At 61.7% G+C, this 15,247-nt stretch carries 12 protein-coding genes; 8 read left to right on the top strand and 4 right to left on the bottom strand.

Going from position 1 to position 15,247, the window contains the following annotated elements; translation table 11 throughout:
- Window positions 1–216 precede the first annotated feature (216 nt).
- The 3 genes from ACWI6D_RS03730 to ACWI6D_RS03720 all read left to right on the top strand — a co-directional run bounded on the left by ACWI6D_RS03730 (window position 217) and on the right by ACWI6D_RS03720 (window position 4,414).
- Entirely contained in the window at window positions 217–1,332 is a 1,116-nt protein-coding gene (locus tag ACWI6D_RS03730; RefSeq protein WP_449133701.1) for a site-2 protease family protein, read from the top strand.
- A 184-nt stretch (window positions 1,333–1,516) separates the two neighbouring features.
- A complete protein-coding gene (gene ispG / locus ACWI6D_RS03725) occupies window positions 1,517–2,653 on the top strand; it encodes a flavodoxin-dependent (E)-4-hydroxy-3-methylbut-2-enyl-diphosphate synthase (RefSeq protein ID WP_337368100.1) in 1,137 nt (378 codons plus the stop codon).
- Window positions 2,654–4,414, top strand: coding sequence for a proline--tRNA ligase (locus ACWI6D_RS03720; RefSeq protein WP_449133700.1), 1,761 nt, complete (start codon window positions 2,654–2,656; stop codon window positions 4,412–4,414).
- A gap of 121 nt (window positions 4,415–4,535) precedes the next feature.
- Here the strand turns inward: ACWI6D_RS03720 and ACWI6D_RS03715 are convergent, their stop codons facing one another.
- A complete protein-coding gene (locus ACWI6D_RS03715) occupies window positions 4,536–5,426 on the bottom strand; it encodes a LysR family transcriptional regulator (RefSeq protein WP_288284246.1) in 891 nt (296 codons plus the stop codon).
- A gap of 281 nt (window positions 5,427–5,707) precedes the next feature.
- On the opposite strand from ACWI6D_RS03715, the gene ACWI6D_RS03710 reads away from it, so the two are divergent.
- The 3 genes from ACWI6D_RS03710 (at window position 5,708) to ACWI6D_RS03700 (ending at window position 8,850) form a co-directional block, all read left to right on the top strand.
- Complete coding sequence (locus ACWI6D_RS03710) at window positions 5,708–6,676, top strand: DMT family transporter (RefSeq protein WP_449133699.1); 969 nt, start codon at window positions 5,708–5,710, stop codon at window positions 6,674–6,676.
- Window positions 6,677–6,790: 114 nt separating this feature from the next.
- Complete coding sequence (locus tag ACWI6D_RS03705; RefSeq protein ID WP_302937668.1) at window positions 6,791–7,177, top strand: phasin family protein; 387 nt, start codon at window positions 6,791–6,793, stop codon at window positions 7,175–7,177.
- A 17-nt stretch (window positions 7,178–7,194) separates the two neighbouring features.
- Entirely contained in the window at window positions 7,195–8,850 is a 1,656-nt protein-coding gene (locus tag ACWI6D_RS03700) for an ABC1 kinase family protein (RefSeq protein WP_449133698.1), read from the top strand.
- Window positions 8,851–9,032: 182 nt separating this feature from the next.
- Here ACWI6D_RS03700 and ACWI6D_RS03695 read toward each other — a convergent pair whose 3' ends face one another.
- The 3 genes from ACWI6D_RS03695 to ACWI6D_RS03685 form a co-directional block, all read right to left on the bottom strand.
- On the bottom strand, window positions 9,033–9,449 hold the full coding sequence (locus ACWI6D_RS03695; RefSeq protein WP_302718814.1) for a hypothetical protein: 417 nt from the start codon (window positions 9,447–9,449) through the stop codon (window positions 9,033–9,035).
- A 123-nt stretch (window positions 9,450–9,572) separates the two neighbouring features.
- On the bottom strand, window positions 9,573–10,205 hold the full coding sequence (locus ACWI6D_RS03690) for an N-acetyltransferase family protein (RefSeq protein WP_449133697.1): 633 nt from the start codon (window positions 10,203–10,205) through the stop codon (window positions 9,573–9,575).
- Window positions 10,206–10,277: 72 nt separating this feature from the next.
- Window positions 10,278–10,958 (bottom strand): iron chelate uptake ABC transporter family permease subunit, encoded by a 681-nt coding sequence (locus ACWI6D_RS03685; RefSeq protein WP_449133696.1) that lies wholly within the window; start codon window positions 10,956–10,958, stop codon window positions 10,278–10,280.
- A gap of 604 nt (window positions 10,959–11,562) precedes the next feature.
- On the opposite strand from ACWI6D_RS03685, the gene pheS reads away from it, so the two are divergent.
- Window positions 11,563–12,645, top strand: a complete 1,083-nt coding sequence (pheS, locus tag ACWI6D_RS03680; protein ID WP_129423886.1) for a phenylalanine--tRNA ligase subunit alpha — start codon at window positions 11,563–11,565, stop codon at window positions 12,643–12,645.
- 13 nt (window positions 12,646–12,658) lie between these two features.
- Entirely contained in the window at window positions 12,659–15,154 is a 2,496-nt protein-coding gene (gene pheT, locus ACWI6D_RS03675; protein WP_449133695.1) for a phenylalanine--tRNA ligase subunit beta, read from the top strand.
- The last annotated feature ends 93 nt before the right edge of the window (window positions 15,155–15,247 follow it).

The raw sequence follows: 15,247 nt of genomic DNA, 5'->3' as shown, positions 1-15,247 counted from the left end.
ACAAACCGCCCACAACGGGGCTAAGGAGTCTTCCTGATTCGTTAGCTAAAGCGTTTCTTTACGTGAGAAGGGCGCATCCGCAATGTTCCTCGTGTAGTTCTGGTTCCGCTTCGGTAACGGGGCGGAACCTCTTTTTATAATGGATCGGATTGAAATTGCGCGCCGGCGTGCTTGCGGCGCGTGTCGCTTCCTCTTCAAGCAAAAGGAGCTTTGCCTGTGGACGTTGTCCTGATGATTCTGTATTGCACCATCGTGCTGGGCATTCTGGTGGTCATTCACGAAGGCGGCCACTATCTGGCCTCGCGTGCGTTCGGCGTGCGCGTCACCGAATTCATGCTGGGTATGCCCGGCCCGAACATCGGCTTCAAGAAATGGGGCACGAAGTTCGGCGTCACGCCTATCCTGCTTGGCGGCTATGCGCGCGTGTGCGGCATGGAGCCGGGCGAGATGAGCCCGCATCTTGAGCCGGTGCTTGCGGCGCTGTATCGCCGCGGCACGGCGAACATGGAAGACATCGCCGCAGATTGCGGCATCACCGACGACGAGGCGCTTGAAGCGCTTGACGAGCTGGTGGAATGGGGCAGCTGCACGGGCCCCACGAAGAAAGACGAGTACAACACGTACCGCGCCATGGAGGTTATCCCCACCAAAAAGCAGATCAAGGCCGCCCGCGAAGCGGGCCTGCCGGAGCCGGCGCGCTACGAAGAGGGCCAGGCGCGCCCGGTCGACGATGCGCACGCGCTGTTCGAAAGCGAATACCGGCAGCAGTACCGTAGCCTGCCGTTTTGGAAACGCACGGTCATTTTGTTGGCGGGCATCGCGGTGAACCTGCTGTTCGCCATCGTGGTGTTCGTGGTGCTGTTTAGCGTCATCGGCTTCGATGTGCAGCTGCAATCGGGCGAGGTCACGCACATGACGGTGGACCCCGGCCGCGCCATCGTGGCGGGCTTTACATACATCGGCATGGTGGCTCAGGCCGTAGCGGGCCTGTTCAACCCCGCAACCGCGGCGCAAACCGTGTCCGATTCGTCGTCGGTGGTGGGCATTGCCGTTATGTCCAAGCAGTTTGCCGACGCGGGCCTGGCGCCGTTCATGGAGTTCATGGCCATGATCTCGGTGTCGCTGGGCATCATGAACCTGCTGCCCATCCCGCCGCTTGACGGTGGTCGCTTCGTCATCGAGGTGTTCCAGAAGCTGTCGAAGAAAGTGGTGTCGCTGCGCGCCATGAGCGCCATGAGCATGGCAGGCATGGCGCTGTTCGTGGTGTTTTTCCTGGTTATGGTGAACCAAGACGTGCAACGCATCATCTCGGGCACGTTCTTCGGGCAGTAAGCGCAGGCGCGCAGCGTTCGTTGGCCCCAGGCACCTTCCGCGCTTTTCGAAGGCGGCCTTGCTTGAACGGCAAGGCCGCCTTTGTTGCGTTTTGGCGACAATTCCCGTGTTTGCAGCAACTTATTCGCCTGTTGCTTCTATACGTTTCGGCAACGCTGCGCCCGGCGCTGGTAGAATACGCGCTATGGAAAATTACGAACATAAGGCGAACGGGTGCGCTGCAGCCTCTTCGGAGGACGCGGCGTTTTCGTCTACGCCGGACGCAACGCGTCCCAATCAAAAAACGCACCAGGTCATGGTGGGCAACGTGCCGCTTGGCGGCGGCGCCCCCGTTGTGGTGCAATCCATGCTCAACGCGCAGGCCGACAGCGTGGAGGAAAACCTTGCGCAAATCCAGCGCCTGGCCGATGCCGGCTGCGAAGTGGTGCGCATGGCCATCCCGCGGCGCAACTGCTTGGACACGTTCCAAGCAGTATGCGAAGCATCGCCGCTGCCGGTGGTGGCCGACGTGCACTTTGACGCCACTATCGCCATCGAGGCGGCTCGGCGCGGCGCAGCGAAGCTGCGCATCAACCCCGGCAACATCGGCGGTCTGGCAAAAACCGACGCCGTGCTTGACGCGGCGGGCGAAGCAGGCATTCCCATTCGCATCGGCGTGAACGCCGGTTCGCTTGACCAGCAGCTTGCTGCGCGCAGCGACCTGACGTTGCCGCAGAAGCTGGCCGCTTCGGCGCGCCAATACGTGGAATACTGCGAAGGCCGCGGTTTTCACGACCTGGTGGTCAGCGCGAAGGCGCACGACGTCATGACCACGGTGCGCACGTATCGCCAGCTGGCCCACGACATCCCGCACATTCCGCTGCACATCGGCATCACCGAGGCGGGCACCACGTTCCAAGGCGTCATCAAAAGCGCCTCGGGGCTGGGCATCCTGCTTGAGCAGGGCATCGGCGACACCATGCGCATTTCGCTCACCGACGATCCTGTTACGGAAATGCGCGCGTGCTGGACGCTGCTTGGCGCGCTTGACCTGCGCAGACGCAACCCCGAACTCATCAGCTGCCCCACATGCGGCCGTTGCCAGGTGAACCTTATCGGCCTGGCGAACGAGGTGGAGCAGCGCATTTCCGGCTTGAACAAGCCGCTGAAGGTTGCCGTTATGGGCTGCGTGGTGAACGGCCCGGGCGAGGCGGCCGACGCCGACATCGGCGTGGCGTGCGGCAAGGGCGCGGGCATCGTGTTCCGCCACGGCAAAACCGTTCGCAAAGTGGAAGAAAGCGCCATCGTCGACGCTTTAATGGAAGAGATAAAGGAACTGTAAATGACGAACCCCAACATCACGCGCATGAGCACCTTGTACGCTCCCACGCTGAAAGAAGACCCCACCGACGCCGAGATTGCCAGCCACAAGCTGCTGCTGCGCGCCGGCTTCATCCGCAAAACGGCCGCGGGCATCTACACGTTCTTGCCGCTGGGCAAGCGCGTGCTGTCGAAGATCGAGAACATCGTGCGCGAGGAAATGGACGCGTGCGATGCGCAGGAAATCCGCATGCCCATGCTGCAGCCCGAAGAGCTGTGGCAGGAATCCGGCCGCGCCGACGCGTACGGTCCCGAGCGCATGCGCCTGAACGATCGCCACGACCACGAGTTCTGCCTTGGCCCCACGCACGAGGAGCTCATCACGGCGCTGGTGCGCGCCGAGCTGCGCTCGTACAAGCAACTGCCGCTGAACATGTATCAGATTCAAACGAAGTTCCGCGACGAGATTCGCCCGCGCTTCGGCTTGCTGCGCAGCCGCGAGTTCGTCATGAAGGATGGCTACAGCTTCCACGATTCTCAGGAGTCGCTGCAGGAAGAATACGACAAGATGTATGCGGCCTACGAGCGCATTTGCGAGCGCTGCGGGCTTGAGTATCGTCCCGTGCAGGCCGACGCCGGCCAAATCGGCGGCGCGGTAACCTGCGAGTTCCACGCGCTTGCCGAAGCGGGCGAGTCGGCGCTGGTGTACTGCGACTGCGGTTACGCCGCCAGCGACGAGGTGGGCGAGGGCATGGCGCGCCCCACGGTGTATGACGTGCCCGAAATGAAGAAGGTTGCCACGCCCGGCGTGCACACCATCGCTGAGCTGGCCGAATTCCTGAACATCCCCGAAACGTCCACGGTCAAGGCCTTGTCCGGCAAAAACGACGAAGGCAAGCTGGTGGTGCTGTTCGTGCCCGGCGACCACGAGGTCAACGAGGAGAAGGCGGCTCGCGTGGCCGGTGGCTTCACGCTGCTTACCGACGAGGACATGGAGACCTACGGTCTGCACAAGGGTTCCATGGGCCCGGTGGGCCTTCCCGAGCAGGCTTACGTCATTGCGGCGAACAGCTTGAAGGCCGTGCCGAAGTGGGTTGTGGGCGCCAACGAGGACGGCTACCACTATGTGGGCGCTGAACTGGGCAAAGACTTCCAGGTTGACGAATGGGCCGACATCATCACCGTCAAGCCCGGCGACTGCTGCCCGAAGTGCGGCCTGGAATTGAAGGGCGCGCGCGGCATCGAGGTGGCGCAGGTGTTCCAGCTTGGAGACAAGTACTCGCGCGCCATGGGCGCCACGTTCATGAACAAGGACGGCAAGGAGCAGCCGTTCATCATGGGCTGCTACGGCGTGGGCGTGTCTCGTACTCTGGCTGCCATCATCGAGCAGCACAACGACGAAAACGGCATGATTTGGCCGATGTCGGTGGCGCCGGCGCACGTGTGCATCCTGCCGTTGGCAACCGGCGACGACTTGGTGCAGCCCGCTGCCGAGAAGCTGGCCGAAGAGCTGGCGAACCTGGGCCTGGAAGTGGTTATCGACGACCGCAAGGAACGCGCTGGCGTGAAATTCGCCGAAGCGGACCTGATGGGCTGGCCGCTGCAGGTCATCATGGGCAAGCGCGGCCTGGCAGAGGGCAAGGTCGAGATCAAGCGCCGTTCCACGGGTGAGCGTCGCGACATCTCGCTGGACGCGCTGCGCGAGGCGCTCAGCTTCGCGAAGGGCGCGCAGCGCCGCTGGGGCAACAGCCTCAACGCGTTCTCGCCTCTGTTCGCCGACTAGGGAAGCGCACAGGCAGTTGCAAGCGAAAGGGCGGCCAGCTGGCCGCCCTTTTTCGCCTCTGGGGTGGTCTCGAGTTTCGGCTCGGCAGCGGTACGCAGGCCATCCGCTGCGTTGCCGGCCGCTAGCTTTCCTGGTGATAGCGATTCGCCACCCAGGTGCGGGTGGTTTCGATGAACGCGCGCGTGGCCGCCGATGCCGTTTCCATGGAACGCACGGCAATGGCTATCTCGCGCGTGGTTTCCACCTGCGGCGGAACCACGGCCAAAGGAAACGGCGTGGTGTCCAACAGCAGGCTGGACAAAACGCTGAAGCCCAGCCCCGCGCTTACCATGCTCATAACGGCGTAGTCGTTGTCGATGGTGAACCGCACGTGCGGGTCTACGCCGTTGTTGCGAAACACCGCGGCCATCTCGGAAAGCGTGCCGCTTTGCAGGCAGATGTAGGGCTCTTCGGCAAGCGTGCGCGCGGGAACGTGTGCGGCGTTGGCCAGCGCATGGTTAGGCGGCAGCAGCACCATTAGTGGGTCGTGGTACAGCGAAAAGGCCTCAAGTGGCTGCTTGATGGGCACCACGAAGAACCCGCAGTCAACGTCGCCGCGCCAAACGGCCTGCTCAAGATCGTCTTCGTTGTCAAGGCACACCAATTGCAAATCGATGCCGGGATGCTTCGCCAAAAACGTTTTGGCAATGCCGGGGAACCACTGGATGGAAACGCTGGTGAACGCGGCAACGCGCACCACGCCGCTTTCAAGGTGCTTCAGCTCGGCAATGCGCCCGGCCAGCTGACGCTCGTCGTTGCAGATGTTGCGGATCCAGGGCAGCAGTTCGGCGCCTTCGCTGGTAAGGTGCGCGCCGCCGTAATCGCGCACGAACAGCGGGATGCCCAGCTCGCGCTCCATGGAGCTGATAAGGTAGCTGATGCCGGCCTGCGTGTAGCCCAGGTCGTGCGCGGCTTGCTTGAAGCTGCCGGTTTCGGCGATGTGCAAAAACGCCTCGTACTTTTGGTTCGCCATGCGTATCTCCTGTCGCTTGCGGTGACTTGCGAGGGAAATGTGAACGGCAAGGCCATTCGCCTGCTATTGTGGCAAGAATTGTTCACGTGTACAAGGTATTTACCTGCAAAGATAAGGGTTTCTTTATTTCATTGTAAGAATTGCCCGTTTTACTTTCATTAGGCAAAGCCATACCATACGAATCAATCCGGAACAACGTTATAGGAAAAAGCCCCCTTGCAGGGCTTGGCATTTTGCGCGTCTTATAATGCGGCGCGCGTAGGAAAGGAACGCGAAAAAACATGGCGAACGCAACGAAAAGATGGCTGTTCATTGCCTTGGTGGTGCTGCAGACCGTGATTTTCGGCTTCGGCAACGTGCTCACGAAAATCGCCTACAGCGACATCACGCCGCTGTGGTGCCTTGTGCTGCGCTTTAGCCTGGCGCTTGTCGTGTTCGGCGCCCTGTTCGGGCACCGCATCGTGCGTCAGTTGCGGCAGGTCAGCGTGCGTTCGTGGTTGCCGGCGGCGGTGTGCATGGCACTTTCCTACATTGCGTGCAACGTGGCGCTCGACCTGACCACGGCCACGAACGTGGGCTTTTTGGTGGCGTTGCCGGTGGTGTTTGCGCCGCTTCTGTCGTCGCTGGTGAACCGCAAGCGCTATCCGGTGGCGTTCCTGCCGTTTCAGGGCGCCGTGGTGGTGGGGCTGTTCCTGCTGTGCGGCAACGGCGGCACGTTGACGTTCGGGCTGGGCGAGGCGCTGGCGTTGCTGTCGTCGGTGGCGCTTGCCGGCGCGCTGGTGTTCGGCGAGCGCGGCCTGGAAAACCTTGACGTCTGCACCGTTGCGGGCACCCAAATTGCGGCAACGCTGGTCATTTCGTTGGCGTTTGCCCTGGTGGCGGAGCCGGTGGTCAACATTGCCGCCGTCACGCCGCTTGCATGGGACACCATCGCGTTTCTGGCGCTTGCCTCAACGTGCCTGACATTCTTCCTGCAAAACAAGGCGCTGACGGTGTTGAAATCGTCCACGGTTTCGCTGCTGCTTACCGGCGAGCCGGTGTTCACGGCTGTGTTCTCGCTTCCCATGCTCGGCGAGATGCTCGACGGGCGCGGGCTTGCCGGAGCCGCCATCATCGTGGTGGCAGTGGCGTGCGCAACCATGCTCGAAGGCCGCAAGGACAAGCAGCCCGCGGCGGCGCCCGCGTTCGATATCGCGGAATTCCCTCACGCTGTCATCGAGCCGACGTGGCGCGACCGCCGGGCAGCGTAAGGTATCGGTTCGCTTTCAAGTCGGCAATAGCCGTTGTCCCTCCCGTCGCAATAGTGCATCATGGTAGGATAAGGCCCGCGTATCGGGCGCCGTTTCGAAAAAGGGGAGGCTGTTATGGCTACGATCGGTGATGGTTTCAAAGACATTTTCCTGGCAGGCGTTGGCGCCATGGCCATTACGGGCGAGAAGGCGAAAGACCTGGTAGATACGCTCATCTCGAAGGGTGAGCTGACGGTAGACCAAGGCAAGCAGATCAACACGGAGCTTAAGCGCAAGGCTGATGCGGCTGTTGAGTCCATGCGCTTCGACGCGCTTGAAGCCCGCATGTCGGTCATGACGCCCGAAGAGCGCGCTGCGTTCGCCGCGAAGGCGGCAGAAATTGCCGCCCGTCCCGTGGCTGCGCCGGCAACCGAAGAGCAGCCTGCGGCTGAAGCCGAGCCCGCCGAAGCTGCTGCCGCGCCCGAAACGGCCGAGGAAGCTCCTGCAGCTGCTGCTGAATAGCGGGGCTGTGCGCTTTCATGGCAGAAAACACATTCCTGAAATACTTTTTCGGCTCCGGTGCCACGCTTGACCCCGAAGGCCAGTTCGACCTCACGCGCAAAACGCGCATCCGCAGGTTGCGTGAGTTCTACACCATCATGCAGAAGCACCACTTCACGAAGGGGTTCACGCCGGAATCGTTTCGGTCCATGCTTGAGGATTTGGGCCCAAGCTTCGTGAAAATCGGGCAGACGTTGTCAACGCGTTCCGAAATTCTGCCGAAAGCGTATTGCGACGAGCTGAAGAAGCTGCAGGCTAGCAGCGACCCGCTGCCGTTTGACGAAATGCTTGCCGCCATGGACGACATCTACGGGGCGCAGCGCACGCAGCTGTTCGCGGAAATCGATCCAACGCCGCTCGGCAGCGCTTCGCTGGCGCAGGTGCACAAGGCGAGCCTGGCCGACGGCAGCGTTGTTGCGGTGAAAATCCAGCGGCCGGGCGTTCGCGCCACCATGGCGCAGGACATCGACATCATGCGCATCGTTGCGCGGCAGGCCTCGCGCGTCATGAAAGACGACCAAATGCTTGACGTGCGCGACGTGGTCGAGGAACTGTGGGCAACGTTCCTGGAGGAAACCGACTTCAAGCGAGAAGCGGCCAATTTGCAGGAATTCGCGCTGCTGAACAAAGACGTCAACTATATTGCCTGCCCGAAGGTGTATCCCGAGCTGTGCCGCGAAAACATCCTGGTCATGGAATACGTCGACGGCATTCCCATCAACAACTTCGACAAGTTGCGCGCCGCAGGCTACGACTTGGAGGAAATCGGCAAGAAAATCCTGGACAACTATGCCACGCAGGTGCTTGACCACGGGTTTTTCCACGCCGACCCTCATCCGGGCAACATGCTTGTGCGCGACGGGAAAATCGTGTACATCGACTTGGGCATGATGGGCCGCTTGTCGGCGCGCGACCGCGCGGGGTTCGGCGCCATCATCAACGCGGTGGGCATGCAAAGCTCGTCCGAGCTGAAAGACGCGCTTCTGGCGTTCGCCATCCAGCGCGACAACGGGGCCATCGACCACACGCGCTTTCTGGCCGACCTGGATTTGCTGCTGAAAGATTACGGCTCGTGCGACGTGTCCGAAATCGATGTGGGCCAGCTGCTTACCGACATCCTCAACCTTACACGCCAGTGCAAGGTTACGCTGCCGCCGTCCATCACCAGCGTTTCGCGCGGCATCGTCACGCTTGAAGGCACGGTCATGCCGCTTATTCCGAACGAGAGCATGGTATCCATCATCAACGCGCACATTCAGCGCACGAAGGATCCGAAAAGCGAGCTGATCGATGCCATGCAGGACCTAACGCTTGCGTTGCGCGGCGCGGGCAAAGGATCGCTTGATACGGCGAAGTATGCGGGGCAGGCGCTGCGCATGTTCACGCGCGGCCAGGTGAAGGTGAACATGGAGGTGCTTGGCTCGGAAGCCCCCATGAGCAGCTTGGCGCTTATCGTGAATCGCTTGACGCTTGGCATCATCATTGCCGGCTTGTTCATCGGCTCGTCCATGGTGGCGCTGTCTTCCATGGAACCGCGCTGGCTGGGCGTGCCCGTGCTGTCGTTCTTCGGCTATTTGGGCGCGTTTATCTTATCCGTGTGGGTGGTGTCCGATATTCTGCGCAAGCGCAGATAGCGGCATGGTTTTAGCTGTGCGATAACAGGGACGGCGTTTCGGAAAAGGGGGAGGGGGAACGGCGCCTTATCGTCTTGACGAACCTGTTTTCTTCCTGCCGCTTTCCGAGCCGGCTGCAGCCTAGTAAAAGAAAAGCGCCCGAACAGGCGCTTTTCTGCGTTGCTGACCCTGTTGAGCGGCAGCTACGACTTCATCTGCGTTTCTTTCTTGCACTTCGGGCACACCACGCGCAGCGTGCCTTTGCCGCGCGGCACGGACAACTCCTGCCCACAGCCTTTGCAGCGGAAGTATTTCGTGGTCTTGCGGTTTACCCACTTCTTTTTCGCCAGTTCATAGCTGCGCCGCGGCTTGGCCGTTACGCGCAGGTACGTTTGGTTCTCGCTTGAGCGCTTCGAAATGTTTTTCGAGCACGTACGCCATATGGCTATGACCAGCGCAATCAGCGCAATGTAGGATAGCCATCCGCAGTGCGGGAAAATGGAAAGCAGCATGGTGATGATGCCCAGCGCCACCAGGCCGTTTGAAAAATCGTCGTTGCCGTAACGTCCTTGCATCCAAACGGCCATTTTGTACGTCATGCGTTGAAAGAACTGCTTCATCGTGGTGCCTTCGCTTCATAGTCGGAAACCAACGCGCCTCGCAGGGTGAGTTTGAAGCCCTGCGAGGCGCGATTCATACTGTATGGCTATCGCGCTTGCGCGTCATGCGATTTTGCGGCGCTGTTACGCAACGGTTGCCTTGTCTTCGCATGTTCGACGAATGCTGTCGTTGGCGGCGTCCAAAATGCGCCCGACCGTTTCCGGTTGCGTGCGGCATAGCTGGGGAAACGGCACTGGTGCGGCGGGATCGTCATTAAACGCGTCGGCCAGGTACTTCACGTACCACGTGACGTCATGCCAGGCACCGCACGTGAATCCGGCGTGGCGCTGTAGGCCCATTACTTCGAACCCGAAGGAGTTGTGCAGCCGTTCGCTGGGAACGTTTGGGCTGGTCACAATGCCATATACAACTTTGATGCCCTGCGCAGCGCACGAATCGATAAGCGCACGGTACAGCGCGCTGCCCAGGCGATGACCTTGCGCAGCCGGTGCCAGGTACACGGAAAGCTCTGCGTTCCACTGGAAAGCGGCACGCTCGCGCAGCTCGTGCGCATAGGCATAACCCACAATGGCCCCGTCAAGCTCGGCAACCAGGAAGGGGTGCGCCGCCAGGATGCCGTCCGTGCGTGTTTGAAAGGCTTCGCGCGAGGGGACGTCCTCCTCGAACGTGATGGGCGTCTCGATGTACGGCGTATAGATGTCCAGAATGGCGTCGGAATCCGCGCTGGTTGCAAGGCGAATAACGGGGGTGGTCATGAAAAGAGGCTCCTTATCGCAAGTGGATAGGAGCCCCATGATATCACTGGCGTGTGGCAAAGCCGTTGCGCGCTACGCGGGGTTCTTCGCGGCAAGGATGAGCTCGACGTCGCTGTCGGTCAAGCTGTAATTCAGGTACGTCTTGTAGAAGTCCTTCACCTTGCTGTTGATGTCAAGGTCGCTGAACAGTTCGGGGTGCAGCGTAGCGGCAGCCCATTTAAGGCCGCACAGCACCAGCAGCAGAATCTGGCTTCCGCCGCGCCTGATGCTGCGGGCGCTGAAATACGTCAGCCCTACGGCGATGAAGCCCATGATAAACGCCATGACTTGCACCGCATGGTTGTCGAAGTTCCACAGCAGTGCCAGCGCGGCGCCAAACGATGCGCCCAAAATATCAGGCGATACCATAGGATTTCTGAACAGGCCCTGATAGCTTGCGCCCGAAATGGCAAGCGCCGCGCCAATAAGCAGGGCGGCAACCTCGCGCGGAAGGCGCACGTTAAGCACGATGTTCGTGGCCATATCGGAATAGCTTGCGCCCGTGCCCAGCAGCGCGTTCGCAAGGATTCCCACCACGTCGCTTGGCGTTACGCCCGCGCGGCCCGCGCCAAGCGCAAGCACGAACAGCACCACAAGCGCTGCGCAGCATGCAATGGCCAGCACGGCATTGACCTTGCGGTGAGCGAAGTACGAGGCAGTGCCGCTTTGCTTTGCGGGTACTGCAGCCTCGCAGCCGTCTGGCTTCGCTGTCACTTCCGTTGTTGGTGACGGCTTTCTCGAATCCGAATGGCCATCGGCCTCGAGAAGCCGTCGTTCGCCCGCTTCATCCTGAAAACACCTCGAATCGCGTGGAAGAGCTCGAACGAATACGGAAGTGTATCGCGGGTTGCACCAGGTGCTGGGCGCCTTGACGTTCGGGCGCAAGGGCACGTCTGCGGCGGTGCCTTCGCTGCGCGTGCGCGCGGCGTGAAAAAATGCCCACTCACGCGTTCGTTGCGGTATACTTCATGGGCACATGCAACGACGAAGACAGCAGCTCGCATCATTGCGGTCGGCAGAGACGGGTTTCATCGGCTGAAAGAACCCGGGCGGCAAGCAAGCTGATTCCCTTCCGAGCATCGCAGTTGAACGCGGGGCGCTTTTGCGCGGACGTTTACGTAGGCTGCGACGGCCGCTTCCCGTCACGAAGCAAATGAAGCGGGCGGTTCGCGCTTTAAGCACGCAGCTGCCAACCAAGGTGGTACCGCGAGAGCCTTCTCTCGTCCTTGGACTGGGAAACCCCAGGCCAATGGCGAAGAGGGCTCTTTTTTATTGGGTCGCGAATGCGGACGAACTAAAACAGAAAGGGATCGGACACATGGCAATCGTGGACGAACTTGCGGCGTTGCGCGAAAGCACGCTTGCTGCCATCAGCGCGGCGGCTGACACTTCCGCGCTTGACGAGGTGCGCGTGGCCGTGCTGGGCAAGGCCGGTACGCTGACGGGCTACCTGCGCAGCATGGGCCAGGTGGCGAAAGAAGAGCGCGCCGCCGTCGGCAAAACGGTGAACGAGGTGCGCAACGTGGTGGAGGCTGCGCTTGAAGATCGCAAGCGCGCGCTTGAGGCGCAGGAGCTCGAGGCTGCCATCAGCGCGGCGGCCGTCGACGTGACGCTTCCGGGCCGCAGCCAGCAGGTTGGCACGCGCCACCTTATCAATCGCATCACCGACGAAATTTCCGAGATCTTCTTGGGCTTGGGCTACACCGTTGCGCAAGGCCCCGAGGTGGAAACCGATTATTACAACTTCGAGGCCCTGAACGCCCCGGCCGATCACCCCAGCCGCAGCATGCAGGACACGTTCTACGTGGTGGACCGCTCGGGCGAGGCGTCGGCGGTGCGCGGCGAATCGAAGGTGCTGCTGCGCACGCAAACCTCAGGCGTGCAGGTGCACGTCATGGAGCAGCAAAAGCCGCCCATCTACATCATCGCGCCGGGCAAAGTGTATCGCCGCGACGTTGCCGACCCCAGCCACTTGCCGCAGTTTACGCAGGTTGAGGGCCTGGTTGTAGACAAGGGCATCACGTTTGGCGACCTGAAGGGCACGCTGGACTACTTCTGCAAGCAAATGTTCGGTCCCGACCGCAAAACGCGTTTCCGCGCTCACTACTTCCCGTTTACCGAGCCCTCTGCCGAAGCCGACGTCAGCTGCGGCGTGTGCGGTGGCACGGGCCATCTGCACGACGGCGAGCGCTGCCGCATGTGCAAGGGCACGGGCTGGCTGGAAATCCTGGGCTGCGGCATGGTCGACCCGAACGTGCTCAGCATGTCCGGCGTTGACCCCGAGCAGTACTCGGGCTTCGCGTTCGGCGTGGGCGTCGAGCGTGTTGCATGCCTGAAGTACAACGTCCCCGACCTGCGTATGCTCCTTGAGGGTGACATGCGCTTCCTTCGCCAGTTCTAAGGAGTAAACAGCAATGAAAGTATCGCTGAAATGGCTGAACGAATACGTTGAGGTGCCCACGGACATCAAGGCGTTCTGCGACAAGCTTGACCTGACGGGCACGGGCGTAGAAGGCGTTGAAACGCTTGGCGCCACGTTCGACCATGTGGTCACCGCCAAGGTTCTGAAGAAGGAGCACCATCCCGATTCCGATCACATGTGGGTGTGCTCCGTTGACGTGGGGGAGCAAAACCTCGGCAAGGACGGCAAACCCGAGCCGCTGCAAATCGTGTGCGGTGCGCAGAACTTCAACGAAGGCGACCACATCGTCACCGCCATGGTGGGCGCCGAGCTTCCCGGCGACGTGAAAATCAAGAAGTCCAAGCTGCGCGGCGTTGCCAGCTGCGGCATGAACTGCTCTGCGCGCGAGCTGGGCTTCGGCTCCGACCACAGCGGCATCATGATTCTGCCCGAGGATGCCCCGGTGGGCGTGCCGTTTGCGGAATATGTCGGGCTTACCGACACGGTGCTTGACCTGGAAATCACTCCGAACCGCCCCGACAGCCTTTCCATTGCCGGCCTGGCACGCGAGGTGGGCGCCATGTACCGTCGCGATTGGAAAGACCCGCTGCCCGAGATGGCGGCGAAGCTTCAGCTTGATGCCTCGGCAACGCCCATTGACGAAGAGGTTAAGATCACCATCGACGACGCCGTGCGCTGCCCGCGCTATACGGCGCGCGTCATTCGCGGCTGCAAAGTTGGCCCCAGCCCTGACTGGATGGTCGAGCGTCTTTCGGCCATCGGACAGCGTTCCATCAACAATATCGTTGACGTTACTAACTATATTCTGTTCCTGTTCGGCCAGCCGCTGCACGCGTTTGACCTGGACAAGCTGAAGAACGCCGACGGCCATGCGCACATCGTGGTGCGCGCCGCGCAAGACGGCGAGCCGCTGACCACGCTTGATGGCGAGAAGCGTACGCTCACCAGCGACATGACCGTCATCTCCACGCCCGAGCGCGGCGCGGTGGCGCTTGCGGGCGTCATGGGCGGTCTTGACACCGAAGTCACCGACGAAACGGTCGACATCTTGCTGGAGGCGGCAACGTTCGAGGCGGGTCGCACCAGCCGCACCAGCCGTAACCTGGGTCTTATCAGCGAAAGCTCCATGCGCTACGAGCGCGGCGTGGACGACCACGACATCGACGTGCGTTCGGCTGCCGCGGCGGCGCTTATCGCCGAAGTTGCAGGTGGCACGGTCAGCGCCTGCTCGGCCAATGACCTGGGCATCATCGACCAGTGGCCGCTTGTTTCCGAAGAGGCGCATCTGAAGTTCCGCATCCCGCGCTTCTGCGGCATGATGGGCGCGCAGATCCCGCGCGAGTTCATCGTCGAGATTCTCGAGCGCCTGGGTTGCAAGGTTTCCGATTCCGCCGATCCCGACGTGCTTGACGTGGTGTCGCCGACGTTCCGTCCCGACCTGCCGCGCGAAATCGACCTGTACGAGGAGGTGCTGCGCCTGTACGGCATGGACCTTATCCCCGAAACGCTGCCGGGCGGCCGCGGGCGCTTTGGCGTTCGCTCGCACATGGAGCACGTGCTGGCCACCATCAACCGCACCATGTGCGCCAGCGGCCTGAACGAAACCATGACGTATTCGTTCGCCGAACCTACCGAGCTCGACCGCCTGCGCATGCCCAAGGACGGTCTTGGCGATGCCGTGGAGCTGATCAACCCCATGAACGCCGACCAGTCGGTCATGCGCCAAAGCATCATCCCTGGCCTTCTGCGCTCGGTTGCGCACAACCAGGCGCGCGGCGTGAAGAACATCCAGCTCTACGAGCAGGGCATGGTGTTCTACGCGCACGAGGGCAAAAAGCAGCCGAAGGAGCGTCGCAAGCTTGCCGGCGTCATGGCGGGCGCGTTTGCCGATGCGGGCTGGAATCAGCAGCCGGCGGCGTTCGACTTCTTCGACGGCAAGGGCGCCGTGGAAAACCTCATGCGCGAGCTGGCCATCCCGAAGGTTCGCTACAAGGCGCTTTCCGCTGACGAGGCTCCGCATTTGCAGCCTGGTCGCGCCGCGCAGGTGCTTACGGGCGGTACGGTGCTTGGCTGGGTTGGCGAGGTGCATCCTTTGGCTTGCTCTGCCTACGATGCGCAGGCGCCCGTTGTGGCGTTCGAACTTGACGTGGACGCGCTGGCGAAGGCTGCTCGCCCGGCGCGCGACTACGTTGACGTGCCCACGTTCCCCGCAGTGTCCATTGACCAGGCATTTGTGGTGGACGAGTCCGTTACGCACGAGCGCCTGGAGCAGTGCATGACGTCTGCTGGCGGCAAGCTTTTGTCCGATGTGCGTCTGTTCGACGTGTATCGCGACGAGGAGCGCATCGGCGCCGGCAAGAAGTCCATGGCGTATGCGCTGACGTATCGCGCAGCTGACCGCACGCTCACCAGCGAAGAGGTTGACAAGGCGCATGCGAAGCTTGTGAAGAAGGTCTGCGGCGCCACGGGGGCCGAGGTTCGCGGCTAGCTGTCTGCGGCAGCGCTGACTGCAGGTAGGACCGGCGCGGCTTGCGAAAAGCGAAACGAAGCGGAAAGCCGTCGAGCATTCGGCGGCTTTCCT

Source organism: Senegalimassilia sp., assembly GCF_977052095.1.
Note: the sequence above shows the minus strand (reverse complement) of the source record. Positions and strands in the feature narration are given on the sequence as shown.

What these genes read in the sequence shown, in the direction of transcription:
- ispG (WP_337368100.1), top strand. Translation starts at nt 1,517, where the DNA reads ATGGAAAATTACGAACATAAGGCGAACGGGTGCGCTGCAGCCTCTTCG.
- ACWI6D_RS03720 (WP_449133700.1), top strand. Translation starts at nt 2,654, where the DNA reads ATGACGAACCCCAACATCACGCGCATGAGCACCTTGTACGCTCCCACG.
- ACWI6D_RS03715 (WP_288284246.1), bottom strand. Translation starts at nt 5,426, where the DNA reads ATGGCGAACCAAAAGTACGAGGCGTTTTTGCACATCGCCGAAACCGGC.
- ACWI6D_RS03710 (WP_449133699.1), top strand. Translation starts at nt 5,708, where the DNA reads ATGGCGAACGCAACGAAAAGATGGCTGTTCATTGCCTTGGTGGTGCTG.
- ACWI6D_RS03705 (WP_302937668.1), top strand. Translation starts at nt 6,791, where the DNA reads ATGGCTACGATCGGTGATGGTTTCAAAGACATTTTCCTGGCAGGCGTT.
- ACWI6D_RS03700 (WP_449133698.1), top strand. Translation starts at nt 7,195, where the DNA reads ATGGCAGAAAACACATTCCTGAAATACTTTTTCGGCTCCGGTGCCACG.
- ACWI6D_RS03695 (WP_302718814.1), bottom strand. Translation starts at nt 9,449, where the DNA reads ATGAAGCAGTTCTTTCAACGCATGACGTACAAAATGGCCGTTTGGATG.
- ACWI6D_RS03690 (WP_449133697.1), bottom strand. Translation starts at nt 10,205, where the DNA reads ATGACCACCCCCGTTATTCGCCTTGCAACCAGCGCGGATTCCGACGCC.
- pheS (WP_129423886.1), top strand. Translation starts at nt 11,563, where the DNA reads ATGGCAATCGTGGACGAACTTGCGGCGTTGCGCGAAAGCACGCTTGCT.
- pheT (WP_449133695.1), top strand. Translation starts at nt 12,659, where the DNA reads ATGAAAGTATCGCTGAAATGGCTGAACGAATACGTTGAGGTGCCCACG.